This is a genomic window from Sphaerisporangium viridialbum, from assembly GCF_049674955.1.
In the GTDB taxonomy this organism is placed as follows: domain Bacteria; phylum Actinomycetota; class Actinomycetes; order Streptosporangiales; family Streptosporangiaceae; genus Sphaerisporangium; species Sphaerisporangium viridialbum.
Map to the genome: position 1 here is coordinate 1,399,446 of NZ_CP187232.1, position 13,191 is coordinate 1,412,636.

Consider the following 13,191-nt stretch of genomic DNA (forward strand, 5'->3'; position numbering starts at 1 on the left):
ACCACCACCAGCACCGGCCCTCCGGGGTCGGTGAGGATCGCAACGGCGAGGAAGGCTCCGGCTACGGCGACTACCGCAACTACCAGCACCGGCCCTCCGGGGTCGGTGAGGATCGCAACCCTAGGTATTACGCGGGGAGCGGCATGCCGGGCTCCCCCAGCACCGGCCCTCCGGGGTCGGTGAGGATCGCAACTGCTCAGGCATCCCGGTCATCGCGCACCCCACGCCGGGCCAGCACCGGCCCTCCGGGGTCGGTGAGGATCGCAACACGCGGTGGGGCCTCCGGGGAGGCGTAATGGCACCGCCAGCACCGGCCCTCCGGGGTCGGTGAGGATCGCAACTCGGCGGTGAGCACGGCGATCTCCGTCCGCCCGGGCGGCCAGCACCGGCCCTCCGGGGTCGGTGAGGATCGCAACTCGGCGGTGAGCACGGCGATCTCCGTCCGCCCGGGCGGCCAGCACCGGCCCTCCGGGGTCGGTGAGGATCGCAACTCGGCGGTGAGCACGGCGATCTCCGTCCGCCCGGGCGGCCAGCACCGGCCCTCCGGGGTCGGTGAGGATCGCAACTCGGCGGTGAGCACGGCGATCTCCGTCCGCCCGGGCGGCCAGCACCGGCCCTCCGGGGTCGGTGAGGATCGCAACACCGGCCTGAACATCACCATCCTCAACAGGCAGGTCGGGACCAGCACCGGCCCTCCGGGGTCGGTGAGGATCGCAACACGGTGTGGCACGCCGAGGACGGTGACGGGCTCGGCCAGCACCGGCCCTCCGGGGTCGGTGAGGATCGCAACAACATAGACGAGCGGCGTGTCCTCAGAAGAGGCGCCAGCACCGGCCCTCCGGGGTCGGTGAGGATCGCAACCCTCGGGTCGATGGCGTCGCGTCGTTCGTCAGGAGCTGCCAGCACCGGCCCTCCGGGGTCGGTGAGGATCGCAACCAGCAGATCGGCGTGCGGTTCGTACTCGGCCATGCTCTACCAGCACCGGCCCTCCGGGGTCGGTGAGGATCGCAACGTTGACATCCCAGTACCACTGGGTGTCGAAACCGTGCCAGCACCGGCCCTCCGGGGTCGGTGAGGATCGCAACCTTGTGGGTTCATGTCAACCGCCCACAAAGGGAGTTTCCAGCACCGGCCCTCCGGGGTCGGTGAGGATCGCAACCCCACCCTTCACAGCGCCGCATCGTGGCACTTCATCTACCAGCACCGGCCCTCCGGGGTCGGTGAGGATCGCAACACCGGGCTCGGCATCGACACCACCGAGGCGCCCACCCAGCACCGGCCCTCCGGGGTCGGTGAGGATCGCAACCCCATTCAAACCCAGAACCGGTCGTGTGGGCTCTGCCAGCACCGGCCCTCCGGGGTCGGTGAGGATCGCAACACCGGCCACGCCGGCGAGGAGATGCGTGACGACTGGCCAGCACCGGCCCTCCGGGGTCGGTGAGGATCGCAACGGATCCCGAGCGAGATAGATGCCGTCCGTCGCGAACGCCAGCACCGGCCCTCCGGGGTCGGTGAGGATCGCAACTGCATGGACGAGATGATCCAAATCCCGGCTGACCGGGCCAGCACCGGCCCTCCGGGGTCGGTGAGGATCGCAACATCAGTACCAGCCGGGGAATATACGCGTCGGCGACCCCAGCACCGGCCCTCCGGGGTCGGTGAGGATCGCAACTCGAAGCGGTCGCAGCGGCCCGCTAGTCCGCAAAGCAGTCCAGCACCGGCCCTCCGGGGTCGGTGAGGATCGCAACTCCGCCCTGGTGTCGTCCAAGCCGTTCCGCTCCGACGTCCAGCACCGGCCCTCCGGGGTCGGTGAGGATCGCAACGGTGAGGGTGTAGCCGGTCGTCTCCAGGAACCTCACCAGCACCGGCCCTCCGGGGTCGGTGAGGATCGCAACACTCGGACTCGTTCGATCTTCTGCTTGGTGTCGACATCCAGCACCGGCCCCTCCGGGGTCGGTGAGGATCGCAACAACAGACTCGCGGGCCTACCAGCCCCCGCGCCGGGCCAGCACCGGCCCTCCGGGGTCGGTGAGGATCGCAACAATTCCATCTGCCCGTGAGGACAGATCCGACCAACCATCCAGCACCGGCCCTCCGGGGTCGGTGAGGATCGCAACTGGCACTTATGACGGTGTCAATGACCAGGACAATGCGCTGCCAGCACCGGCCCTTCGGGGTCGGTGAGGATCGCAACTCTGAATCCGCAGGCAGGGTGCCCGGCGGCCGGAGCCAGTACCGGCCCTCCGGGGTCGGTGAGGATCGCAACCGCAGGCTGAGGAGGTGGTGACGGTGCCCCCGAAAACCAGCACCGGCCCTCCGGGGTCGGTGAGGATCGCAACGCTTGCGCCATGGCTCTCAGGGGTTCAAATGCCTTCCCAGCACCGGCCCTCCGGGGTCGGTGAGGATCGCAACCCGGTGCGCATCCTCAGCGTCGGCAAGCAGCGCAGCCAGCACCGGCCCTCCGGGGTCGGTGAGGATCGCAACGACCATGTAGCCCGCGCGGCGGATGGCCGTCTCGGAGCCAGCACCGGCCCTCCGGGGTCGGTGAGGATCGCAACCGCTCGACGTCGGCGAATGCCGGGTGCCCGGGCCGCACCAGCACCGGCCCTCCGGGGTCGGTGAGGATCGCAACACGCTCAGCTCCCACGCGATCTGCGCGGCTGTACGGCCAGCACCGGCCCTCCGGGGTCGGTGAGGATCGCAACCGCGTCCAACATGACCGGCCGGTGGGGCTTTTCGCTACCAGCACCGACCTCCGGGGTCGGTGAGGATCGCAACGTGTCCTCCAGCGCGATCCGCCGGTTGATCCCGACGATCCGACATGCCTCCGCGTTACCCACTCCCTGAGCCACAAGATCCAAATTTGCCTTGCGCTCAGCATGCAGCTTCTTCCGGCCCTGCGGCGACCGAACCTGCCGGATCTCGAACACTGCAACTCCTGAACAGATCAGGTGTTGCAGCGATCACTAGAACCCAAGGCAAGGGGGCCTTTTGGTGCCCGTACAGCAGCGAAATACAGCAACGTCCTTAAGCAGTCCCGTGCTTCGATTGAGGACCTCGGCTACTGATCACCGTCCTCCAGTTCATCCCGAAGGTCAGCTAGGGTGCGCCCGTCGGTGATCGAGCCGTTCCCGAGGACCGTAGCGTTGGCGGAACGATTGGCCCTCGTCTGGACGAGCCGGAGGGGAGTACCAGGCTTGAGAAGTCCGCTCGTCAGCAGCCCGGCGAGCGGGCCGCTGGGCACTACGGGGACCTCCTTGATGTCGTTGGCCGTCTCGGTGGCGAGGGTGACAACGATCTCGACAGGACCGGCGTCCGCCGCAGTCAGTCGAGAAAGCACTTCGGGGGAGATGTGGATGGTGACAGTGGGCATGGGATCCTCCTAACAAAGCAGACGCTCTACTCTGCTTCACTTCGGAGTAGAGCAGAGTAGAGCGTCTGTCTATATAGAGCTCCGGCAGAACCAAACGTCACCCAAGCTCTTGTTCAGCCGGTCGAGTTCCTTGCGGGTCTCAGGGCTGGGAATCTGCGTGTAGACATCCATGGTCATCGAGATCTGCGAGTGCCGCAGGATGCACATCGCCACGGGCTTCCAGTAGTCGGAGGTGGCCTCCATCACCACCCGGGTGACGCCCAGGCAGCGCAGCCGATCGGCCATCACCAGCAGCGAGCGGGTCATCGTCGCGTACGTTTGCACTTCCTGCAGTCGCCTGCTCGGCTTCTTGTCGTCGGGGACGCGGGCGCAGCACACCAGGGTCGCTTTGCCGACGTCCAGCGCAGCGACCCTTTCGATGATCTCTTCGGTGTCGTGGGTCTGAGCGAGCATCGGGGCCTCCTTACCGCCAGGGACAGCTGGGAGTGGTTGCCCGCGGGAGCCGCAAGGGGACGGTAACAAATCTGATCCGCGTGCTCGAAGCAACAGTGAAAGGCCCACAGGCGCGGCTCCCAGCGTCCGACTAAAGCACGGCCTCAACGACCAAGGAGAGACGACGTCAGCGGGCAACCACCCCGATTTTCAGGCCTGAACGGCCTCCTCCACCAGGGGAGATTGGAGACTAAAGCGGGTGTCGAGGAGAAGCCCATCGAGTGGGGTCTTGCAGCGGTTGACGGCTCGTTGCCGCAGATGATCTCGGCCAGTCGCGACCACCGGCGTCACGGTTCGCGCCATGCAAGATGTTCTGCGACATGATTTTGGGCAGCGCGAAGCCCCGATCGGGGCAGGGACTACTGCGTTGGGGATGGCGGGAAGCCGAGCAGCCGGAAGAAGTCGGCGAGCATTTCGCGTGCCCGCGCGTAGGCGGCTTCCTCGCTGAGTAGTTTCTGGATCTCTTGTGCGCCTTTGGGGCCGGGCAACTGGCAGTGCAGTTCGAACGGTCGTGGGACCACATCCAGGGTGAAGGCCCGCACGTGGCCGACCATGCCATGCCGGTAGGCGAGGACCTTAGGCGATTGCACCCAGACGATTTCTAGATCGGCCATGGCGACGGCCGTAGCGGGTGCTGGTTGCCTGGAGTGCGCGGGCATAGTTCCTGGTAGCGCATAGCGACCCGTCGAGCGGCGGATGTCACGGCGCTTGCCGGACAGAAGGTGTAGATCCAGCGTCCGGTGTGCTGCGATAGACGGCCCGTCCACCAGCGGTAACGCATACCCTCCGGCCCGTACTCGCACCAGATCACCAGGCCGTGCGCTACTGACAGCGCCGCCACCTGGTGGCCTTCGTGCGGGTCAGCGGTGATCCCGTACCGTTCCAGCTCACGGCACAGGCGCAGCGCCGCCGCAGCGACCGGAGAACGTCGCACAGTGGCCAGGTCGGCGATCATGGCTTGCGCCCCACCCCGCCCAGCGCCCAGGCCGGAACGTCGGGGGCATCACTGGGGAACACAGAGTCGTGATCGACCGGCCGCCACTCATTCAGCCGAACCAGTCCCGGAGCCACCAGTGTGGTCCCGGCGAAGAACGGCATCACTCGATCGTGGTCGCGGAACGCCACATCGGCGGCGGTGTAGTGACGGGAGGCATCGAGCATGGCCGGCGTCGGCTCGACGTGCGAGATCGCGAGGTACGACCCCGGCGCCAGCGCGTCAGTCAGCGTGCCGACGATCCGATAGGGGTCGTACGCGCCGCCATCGGGGAAGAAATGCAGGATCGCGAACAACAGCACGGCGATCGGCTGGGAGAAGTCAAGATAGGCGCCGGTCGCGCTTAACAGTTCGCCGGGTTGACGTAGGTCACCCTCGATCACGTGCGTGGTGGGCGTGGTGGCGAGCAGGGCGCGGGCATGAGCCAGCACTACCGAGTCGTTGTCCACATACACCACCCGCGTATCTGCCGTGATCTGCTGGGCGACCTCGTGGACGTTCTGCCGCGTCGGCAAACCGGATCCGATGTCGAGGAACTGCCGGATCCCGGCCTCCTGAGCCAGGTAACGGATCACACGGCCGAGGAATGTCCGGTTGGCCACCGCAAGGCGAGGGACGTACGGCGCTATCTCAATGATCGTCGCAGCCTGCATGCGGTCGGCGAGAGAGCTGTCCTTGCCACCCAGGAAGTAGTCATAGATCCGGGCGATGTTGGGCACGTTCGGGTCGTAACCACCCGTCGCGATCTTGGCGTGCGGTGTTCGGGCAGCATTCATGGCACCTTCCGCGAATCGAGGCACTCTGACGATCGGCTCGTGCGGAGCGGTCCCGCGAGAGGGACATCTCTCCAGCGCTCCGTACGTCAGAGGATGCGAAGACCAGCGGGACGGAAGAACCTCGTGAGGGACGCCTTGCGGGACGTCTTGCGCCGCCTACAAGCGTCCTGCGACGGGTGCAATTTGCTGGCTTGGCTGCTGGCGCTTCGGGGATTACGGATAGTGACCGCTCGTCGAGGCGGGGATGGCAGACTCGCCCCGCCTGTATAGGGGATCTTGTTCCGTCGCTGTTCCGTGAGAGCCCGTAAGCCAGTGAGAAAGTGTGACAGGAGTCCAGAGGCGAAGATGCTGGTCAGAGGCTAGGCCGGGCGGTTGCCGCAGGTCGCCGAGGAGCGTAGCGGAGAACACCCAAATCTACGAGGGCACCAACCAGATCCAGCGCATGGTCATCGCCCGCCAGCTGTTGAAGTAGCCGCCGGCCAGCACGAACCCCGTCCGCCTTCATCGGCCGGCGGGGTTCGGTCCGAGTGGCTATGCCCCAAGCCAGGCGTCGAGCCGGAGCTCATGGCTCGAATGTACGGCTGTGCCGCCCCTTTTGCCGATATTTCCGGCCCGGTTGTACAGCTCAGCGCCATCCGCTGATCGACGAGACCTACGCGGACCGGCGGGTCCAGGATTTCTGTTGGCTGATCGGCGCCTGTGCTAGGACGTAGAGGTGAAGTACGTACGTCTGGGATCTTCCGGGCTGAAGGTATCGCGGATAGCGCTGGGCATGATGAGCTACGGCGACCCCGCGTCGATCCCCTGGAGCCTCGGCCAGGACCAGGCCGAGCCGATCGTACGGCGGGCGGTGGAGGCCGGGATCACCTTCTTCGACACCGCCGACATGTACGGCGATGGTGCGAGCGAGGAGGTCACCGGTCGCCTGCTGCGCAAGCTGTTCGCGAGCCGCGAGGACTACGTGCTGGCCACCAAGGTCTACTACCCGACCGGGGCGGGACCCAACGACCGAGGGCTGTCGCGCAAGCACGTCATGGCCGCGGCCGAGGCCTCGCTGCGGCGGCTCGGCACCGATCACATCGACCTCTACCAGATCCACCGATGGGATCCGGAAACGCCGATCGAGGAGACCATGGCCGCCCTGCACGACCTGGTACGGGCAGGCAAGGTGAGGTACGCCGGTGCGTCGCTGATGTACGCCTGGCAGTTCGCCAAGGCACAGCACGCGGCGCGGATGGGCGGCTGGACGCCGTTCGTGTCCATGCAGACCCGCTACAACCTCATCTATCGGGAGGAAGAGCGCGAGATGCTCCCGCTCTGCGCCGACCAGGAGGTGGGTGTCCTGCCCTACAGCCCGCTCGCCCGGGGACGGCTGGCCCGGGGAAGCTTGGCCACCACGGGTACGGCCGCCACCACCCGGGCGGTCGCGGAATCCGGGAGCAGTTCGCGTGAGGCCGACAGTGACCGCGCCGTCATCGGTGCGGTCGGCGTGATCGCCGCCGAACGGGACCTGCCGTCCGCCCAGATCGCGCTGGCCTGGACGCTCGCCCACCCGGCCGTATCCGCCTCCATCGTGGGAGCCACCAAACCCCACCAGATAGACGACGCCGTCGCCGCCGTTGACCTGACCCTCACCCCGGACGAGAAGCACAAGCTGGAGTCCCCCTACCGCTCCCGCACTCCCTACGGCTACACCTGATGCCCGCCATCCGCTGCCGTATGTGGGTCGCGGTGGTGTGGGGGGTTTTGGGGGGAGTTGGGGTGGGAAGAGGGTTTCGTACTTCCGGTCGCCGCACAGGAAGGGATCCGTGCGCGGACGACATCTGACCGATCAGGTCTCCGGGGTACCTTCCGATCAGGGGTGACGGCGATGGCTCCATGGCATGTTCGCGATCTGCGGGAAGACGATCTGGATCAGGTCGTCCGGCTGCTGGAGGAGTCGCGGGAGACGGCGGCCGAACCGGTGGTGACCCTGGCCGAAGCCGTGGGGGCGATTCGTGGCGGTATGCCGGCGGTCGTGGCCGCCGTCGGGGCGCGGCTCGTGGGCACCGCGGTGTCCCTGGCGGCTGAAGATCGCGCGTGGGTGCTGCGCCTGGCCATCGATCCCGAGTGGCGTGGTCACGGCATCGGGTCCGGCCTGCTCTCCGCACTGGAGGAACGCCTGGCCCAGAGGCGGGTGCGCCGCATCGGGGCGCTGCTGCCGGTGCACGAGACCGGGGAGGCCGCGTTCATGAACTCCGGCTACGCGAGCCGGCCCGACGCCACCTACTTCGAGAAGGTGCTGCCCCCTGCTCCGGCGGAGGCCACCATCCTCGACCAGATCGGCGGCACCGTTCCCGAGACCGGCCTGTGGGAGCAGATCGCGGGCATGGACGCGGAGAAGACGCTCATCGAGCGCCGGCTGGTGATGCCCTTGGAGCACCGTGACATCGCGGAGCACTACGGCCTGGAAGCTGCCCGGGCCGTCGTCCTGTTCGGCCCGCCGGGCACGGGCAAGACGACGTTCGCCAGGGCCGTCGCGTCGCGGCTGCGATGGCCGTTCGTCGAGGTCTTCCCGTACCAGCTCGCCGCCGATCCGAACGGCGTTGCGGGGGCGCTGCGTCAGCTGTTCTCCCGGGTCGAGCATTTGGAGCAGGTGGTCCTGTTCTTCGACGAGGCCGAGGAGATCGCCTCCGAGCGGCGCGATCCGGCGTCCCTGGCCCACCGGATCACCAACGAGCTGCTCAAGCTCATACCGGTCTTCCGCCGCCGCGACCGGCGGTTGCTGATCTGCGCCACCAACGCGGTGCGCAGCATGGATCCGGCCTTCCTGCGGCCGGGCCGGTTCGATTACCTGATCCCGATCGGCCCTCCGGACGCCGACGCCCGCCGGGCGATCTGGACCCGTTACATCGGGCCCGACCGTCTCGCGCAGGTGGACCTGGACGCCCTGGTCGAGGCCAGCGCCCGGTTCACCCCCGCCGACATCGAGTATGCCGCCCGTACGGCCGCGCAGACGGCCTTCGAACGCCACCTCGCGATGGCGAGGCAGGGATCCGAGGCGGCGCGCCCCGACCGTGCGCAGGTCACCGGTGACTACCTGGACGCCATATCGGGCACCCGGTCCTCGCTGACGGACGAGGACATCACGGCCTTCGACCGCGACCTGCGAACGGCGGCGCGGGTGTAGCCGCGGGCGAGCTGGTGGCCACTGGGCGGGGGACGGTGGCCTGGTGGGGCGGCGGTAGCCTGGGACCGGTTTGGGAGGCCGGGAGGCCGTCGGTGGTCGCAGAGCAGGGGGCAGGGTGAAGCTTCTCCACTCCGGGAAGGTCCGGGACGTCTACGAGGACCGCGGGGACATCATCCTCGTGGCGTCCGACCGGCTCTCGGTGTACGACGTGATCCTGCCGACCGCGATCCCCGACAAGGGCAAGGTCCTGACGCAGCTCTCGCTGTGGTGGTTCGAGCAGCTCGCGGACATCGTCCCCAACCACGTGATCTCGGCGACCGACGTGCCCGAGGAGTTCGCGGGCCGGGCCGTACGCTGCCGCAGGCTCGACATGGTCCCCGTGGAGTGCATCGCGCGCGGCTACCTCGCCGGGCTCGGCCTCAGGGAGTACCAGGCGACGGGCGCGGTGTCCGGCGTGGCGCTGCCGCCCGGGCTCGTGGAGGGTTCCAAGCTGCCGGAGCCGGTGTTCACGCCGACCACCAAGGCCGAGCTGGGCGCCCATGACGAGTTCATCACCTTCGCCGACGTGGTCGCGCAGGAGGGCGCCGAGACCGCCGAGGAGCTGCGGCGGGTCACGCTGGAGGTCTACCGGCGCGGCGCGGAGCTCGCCGCCGAGCGGGGCATCCTGATCGCCGACACCAAGCTGGAGTTCGGACGGGCGGCCGACGGCACGCTGGTGCTGGGGGACGAGGTGCTGACCTCCGACTCCTCGCGGTTCTGGCCGGCCGACCAGTGGGAGCCCGGGCGCCCGCAGTACGCCTTCGACAAGCAGTTCGTACGAGACTGGGCCGTCGGCACCGGGTGGGACAAGAAGGAGCCCGCGCCCGAGGTGCCCCAGGAGGTCATCGACACCACGCGGGCCCGCTACATCGAGGCGTACGAGCGCATCACCGGCAAGGCCTGGTAGCCCCCCTCCCGAACCCCGGACCAGAGGATGGGGGAGGCGTCAGGGGCGGTCCGGGGTCATCCCCGATGGGAGCGGGGGCGTGCCCGGACCATCATCGGAGCATGTCCAATCGATCGCTGACCGCTTCCCGCGACGTGTACACCGGGATGGCGTTCGCCGCCGCCCCCCTGTTCCTGCTGGCGTACGGGGTCATCCGGCTGCTCGACGGGCTCGACGGGAGCCGGGGTCCGGGCGTGGCCTGGACGACCGGCCACGCGGCGTTCCTCATCGGGCTGCTGCTCTTCGGGCCGGTGGTCCTCGGGATGCGCCGCATGGTGGCGGCAGGGACGACGGGCCTGAGGTTCACCGCGACCCTGAGCACCGTGATCGCCATGCTCGGGATGGCCGCCACCGCCGGGCAGGCCGTCATCGACCTCGCCGTGGGGCTGAGCGCGGCCGACCGGCCCGAGATGAACCACCTCTTCCAGCAGGTCCAGGGGTACCCGGGCGTGACCCCGGCGTTCTACACCGTGGGGCCTGTGCTGTTCTACGTCGGCCTGCTCGCGCTCGTCGTGCTGCTGGCCGTGGTGACGCCGGGACGGGTCAGCGGCTGGAGCCCCGCGCTGGTCGTCCTCGGCACCGCGCTGATGGCGGTGAACCTGGACCTGATCCCCGTGGGCGCCGTGTGCTACTGGCTCGCCCTGGCCCCGCTCGGCCGGAGGCTGGCACTGGGAACCCCAGGCGGCGAGGGCATGGCGAAGAACGCGCACGCCCTCGCCTGACGGCCCTTACTTCTTGCAGATGTTCTCGGTGGCGGTCCTGGCCACCGGGGCGTCGGCGGCGGGGGCGGGGGTGGGTGTGGCGGCGGGGGAGTCCTTGACGGTGACCTTCTTGGTGCCGGAGTACTTGCTCCCGACGATGACCTCGATGCCCGGCACGTCGGCCTGGCGCAGGTCGGCCCCGGGGATGGCGGCGGCGACGGTACGCGCGGAGTCCTCCCGGCCGGCGGGATAGCGGACCACGGTGTCGGTGTGGTCGCGCGGGGTCGTGTCGCCGGGCGCGGCGGGCACCTGGAAACCGACCTTGCGCAGGTCGGTCCTGGTGCGGGCGCCCAGGCCCGTGATGGCCGTGCCGTTGACCACCCGCACCACGATGCGCGAGGGCGCCACGGTCAGCGCGTCGGCCGAGGAGGACGAGGAGGACGAGGAGGCCGAGGGCGTGGGCGTGGCGGTCTTGGAGGCCGCCGGCTTGACCAGGGGCTCGTCGGCCGCGATCCGCTTGAACAGGTCGCGGGCCGCCGTCTTGTCCCACAGCACGGCGGACTCTCCTGTGGGGGCCGCGTAGTTCACGTCCGCGAGCGGGACGGTGGTGAAGGCCACGTCGTCGGTCGAGACGTCCTTGAGCTGGTCGGCGAGCCCCAGCACGTCCTTGGCCAGGGCGTCGTCCACGGTCAGGGTCTTGAGCGTCGAGCTGACGAGGCCGCCGAGCTTCGCGGGGTTGGCCAGGGTGCCGCCGCTCAGCGCCCGCTGGAGCAGGGCCGAGATGACCTGCTGCTGACGGTCGATGCGGTCGAGGTCGGAGCGCGCGGTGGCGCGGGTGCGCGCGTAGAACAGCGCCTTCACCCCGTCGAGCTCGTAGGTGCCCGGCTGGAGCTGGAACTTCGTGTGCTGGTCGTTGATCGCGACGGGGGTGCACACCGAGACCCCGCCGAGCGCGTCCACGACGTTGATGAACCCGAGGACGTTGACCTCGATGTAGTGGTTGATGGGCAGCCCGGTGGCGTTCTGCACCGTGCGGACGGCCAGCTTGGCGCCGCCGAGGGAGTACGCTGAGTTGATCTTGTGGGTGCCCTTGCCGGGGATGTCGACCCAGCTGTCCCGGGGGAGGCTGACCACGGTGACCTTCGAATGGTCCTCCGAGAGGTGGATCACCATCATCGTGTCGCTGCGCTGCCCGACCTCACGGCCGAGGTGGAGCTGGTTCTGCTGCCGCCGCGACAGGTCGTCGCGCTTGTCGACGCCGACCAGCAGGATGTTCATCGCGCCACGGGCGTCGGAGCCCACGGTGCCGGCGTTGACCCGCTTGATCTGGCTCGCCGCGTACGTCGAAAGGAACCACAGCACGCCCGACCCGAGCAGCACCGCGCTGGACAGCGCCCCGGTGACCATGATGGTGCGCGCGCTGGACCGTGCCCGTCTCGTGCGGCGCTGTGACAGCCTGACGCCGCCGTACGCGTCGCCTCCCACGTGGACACCGGAGTCGCCGACGCCAACACCGGAGTCGTCGTCACTCACCGTGGTGCCCCCCTCAGGCCGAGAACGCTCACCGGTGAGGAGGCTTTCGATCGCCCGTGGGTTGCCGTCCCCACCCGCTCGTACAGTAGCGTGAGCGCCGCCATGAAGGAGTTCCCCGACTCGCCCCGAACCAGCCAGACCACACGAGTCTGGCCGCCGATCTCGGTCGTCATGCCGGTGCTCAACGAAGAGCGCCATCTGCGTGAGGCCGTGCGGCAGGTGCTCGCCCAACGCTACGACGGACCGATCGAGGTCGTCCTCGCCATCGGCCCGTCCCATGACCGCACGCAGGAGGTGGCCGACGCCCTCGCGGCGGAGGATCCCCGCGTGACGGTCGTGCCGAACCCCACCGGACGCACCCCGAACGCGCTCAACGCCGCCATCGGGGCATCCCGCAACGGGATCATCGCCCGCGTCGACGGGCACGCCATGCTCCCGGAGGACTACCTCCAGGTCGCGGTCGACACCCTCGAACGGACCGGCGCCGACAACGTCGGCGGCATCATGGCCGCCGAGGGCGTCACGCCGTTCGAGCAGGCCGTGGCGTGCGCCATGACGTCCAAGATCGGAGTGGGCAACGCGCGCTTCCACACCGGAGGCCAACCAGGGCCCGCCGACACCGTCTACCTCGGCGTCTTCCGCCGCGAGGCGCTGGAGCGTGTCGGCGGCTACGACGAGCACTTCCAGCGCGCCCAGGACTGGGAGATGAACCACCGCATCCGCGAGACCGGCGGCCTCGTGTGGTTCCAGCCCCGCATGCGCGTCTCGTACCGCCCGCGCCCGACGGTCAAGGCACTCGCCAAGCAGTACTTCCACTACGGACGCTGGCGGCGGGTCGTGGCCCGCACCCACGAAGGCACGATCAACCTCCGCTACCTCGCCCCGCCGCTCGCGGTGCTGGCGATGCTGCTCGGGCTGGTCGTGTCGCCGTTCTTCCCGCTCGGCCTGCTGGTTCCCGGGGCGTACATCGTGGCGATCCTCGCCGGCTCGGTGCCCACCGGCCGGGGGCTGTCCGCCGCCGCCCTGCTGCGGCTGCCGGTGGTGTACGCGACCATGCACATCTCGTGGGGCTGGGGCTTCCTCACCAGCCCGCCCCGCCTCGCCAGGCCGCCGCGAGGGGCGTCCTCCTAGCCCGTACGCCGTCTCCGGGGGTCCTCCCGGGCTCCCG

Annotated in this window: 11 protein-coding genes, 1 pseudogene and 1 CRISPR repeat array (1 of these 13 cut by a window edge); of the genes and pseudogenes, 5 read left to right on the plus strand and 7 right to left on the minus strand. The window is 68.9% G+C overall.

The window, feature by feature from the left end; all coding sequences use genetic code 11:
• A CRISPR array of direct repeats spans positions 1-2,705; the repeat unit is 37 nt; unit sequence CCAGCACCGGCCCTCCGGGGTCGGTGAGGATCGCAAC; it begins 513 nt to the left of the window's first position.
• A 90-nt stretch (positions 2,706-2,795) separates the two neighbouring features.
• The 6 genes and pseudogenes from ACOZ38_RS06650 to ACOZ38_RS06675 form a co-directional block, all read right to left on the minus strand.
• A pseudogene (locus ACOZ38_RS06650) lies at positions 2,796-2,930 on the minus strand (IS30 family transposase); the annotation flags it as partial.
• A gap of 131 nt (positions 2,931-3,061) precedes the next feature.
• The gene (locus ACOZ38_RS06655; RefSeq protein WP_424529244.1) at positions 3,062-3,373 is read right to left on the minus strand and encodes a hypothetical protein; all 312 of its coding nucleotides are present in this window, start codon (positions 3,371-3,373) and stop codon (positions 3,062-3,064) included.
• Positions 3,374-3,442: 69 nt separating this feature from the next.
• Positions 3,443-3,826 carry a hypothetical protein gene (locus ACOZ38_RS06660; RefSeq protein WP_424529245.1) on the minus strand — a complete coding sequence of 128 codons (384 nt, stop codon included), beginning with the start codon at positions 3,824-3,826 and terminating at the stop codon, positions 3,443-3,445.
• A 398-nt stretch (positions 3,827-4,224) separates the two neighbouring features.
• A complete protein-coding gene (locus ACOZ38_RS06665; protein WP_424529246.1) occupies positions 4,225-4,479 on the minus strand; it encodes a hypothetical protein in 255 nt (84 codons plus the stop codon).
• Positions 4,467-4,820, minus strand: coding sequence for a hypothetical protein (locus ACOZ38_RS06670; protein ID WP_424529247.1), 354 nt, complete (start codon positions 4,818-4,820; stop codon positions 4,467-4,469). Before ACOZ38_RS06670 ends, ACOZ38_RS06665 begins: the two co-directional genes overlap by 13 nt.
• Entirely contained in the window at positions 4,817-5,635 is an 819-nt protein-coding gene (locus tag ACOZ38_RS06675; RefSeq protein ID WP_424529248.1) for an SAM-dependent methyltransferase, read from the minus strand. Before ACOZ38_RS06675 ends, ACOZ38_RS06670 begins: the two co-directional genes overlap by 4 nt.
• A 715-nt stretch (positions 5,636-6,350) precedes the next feature.
• Here ACOZ38_RS06675 and ACOZ38_RS06680 point away from each other — a divergent pair.
• The 4 genes from ACOZ38_RS06680 (at position 6,351) to ACOZ38_RS06695 (ending at position 10,511) form a co-directional block, all read left to right on the plus strand.
• Positions 6,351-7,334 (plus strand): aldo/keto reductase, encoded by a 984-nt coding sequence (locus ACOZ38_RS06680; protein ID WP_424529249.1) that lies wholly within the window; start codon positions 6,351-6,353, stop codon positions 7,332-7,334.
• Between the two features lie 57 nt (positions 7,335-7,391).
• Positions 7,392-8,804, plus strand: coding sequence for an ATP-binding protein (locus ACOZ38_RS06685; RefSeq protein WP_424529250.1), 1,413 nt, complete (start codon positions 7,392-7,394; stop codon positions 8,802-8,804).
• Positions 8,805-8,919: 115 nt separating this feature from the next.
• Positions 8,920-9,750, plus strand: a complete 831-nt coding sequence (locus ACOZ38_RS06690) for a phosphoribosylaminoimidazolesuccinocarboxamide synthase (protein WP_424529251.1) — start codon at positions 8,920-8,922, stop codon at positions 9,748-9,750.
• Positions 9,751-9,851: 101 nt separating this feature from the next.
• The gene (locus ACOZ38_RS06695; RefSeq protein WP_424529252.1) at positions 9,852-10,511 is read left to right on the plus strand and encodes a hypothetical protein; all 660 of its coding nucleotides are present in this window, start codon (positions 9,852-9,854) and stop codon (positions 10,509-10,511) included.
• A gap of 6 nt (positions 10,512-10,517) precedes the next feature.
• Here ACOZ38_RS06695 and ACOZ38_RS06700 read toward each other — a convergent pair whose 3' ends face one another.
• Positions 10,518-12,023, minus strand: a complete 1,506-nt coding sequence (locus ACOZ38_RS06700) for an LCP family protein (protein WP_424529253.1) — start codon at positions 12,021-12,023, stop codon at positions 10,518-10,520.
• Between the two features lie 102 nt (positions 12,024-12,125).
• Here ACOZ38_RS06700 and ACOZ38_RS06705 point away from each other — a divergent pair, with 102 nt between their 5' ends.
• Positions 12,126-13,154: a glycosyltransferase family 2 protein gene (locus ACOZ38_RS06705; protein ID WP_424536963.1), complete on the plus strand. Its 1,029-nt coding sequence runs from the start codon at positions 12,126-12,128 to the stop codon at positions 13,152-13,154.
• Positions 13,155-13,191: the final 37 nt, after the last annotated feature.

Bases quoted from the DNA above. Each gene is read 5' to 3' on its own strand.
- ACOZ38_RS06660 (WP_424529245.1), bottom strand. From the start codon at position 3,826: ATGCTCGCTCAGACCCACGACACCGAAGAGATCATCGAAAGGGTCGCT.
- ACOZ38_RS06705 (WP_424536963.1), top strand. From the start codon at position 12,126: ATGAAGGAGTTCCCCGACTCGCCCCGAACCAGCCAGACCACACGAGTC.
- ACOZ38_RS06695 (WP_424529252.1), top strand. From the start codon at position 9,852: ATGTCCAATCGATCGCTGACCGCTTCCCGCGACGTGTACACCGGGATG.
- ACOZ38_RS06665 (WP_424529246.1), bottom strand. From the start codon at position 4,479: ATGGCCGATCTAGAAATCGTCTGGGTGCAATCGCCTAAGGTCCTCGCC.
- ACOZ38_RS06655 (WP_424529244.1), bottom strand. From the start codon at position 3,373: ATGCCCACTGTCACCATCCACATCTCCCCCGAAGTGCTTTCTCGACTG.
- ACOZ38_RS06675 (WP_424529248.1), bottom strand. From the start codon at position 5,635: ATGAATGCTGCCCGAACACCGCACGCCAAGATCGCGACGGGTGGTTAC.
- ACOZ38_RS06670 (WP_424529247.1), bottom strand. From the start codon at position 4,820: ATGATCGCCGACCTGGCCACTGTGCGACGTTCTCCGGTCGCTGCGGCG.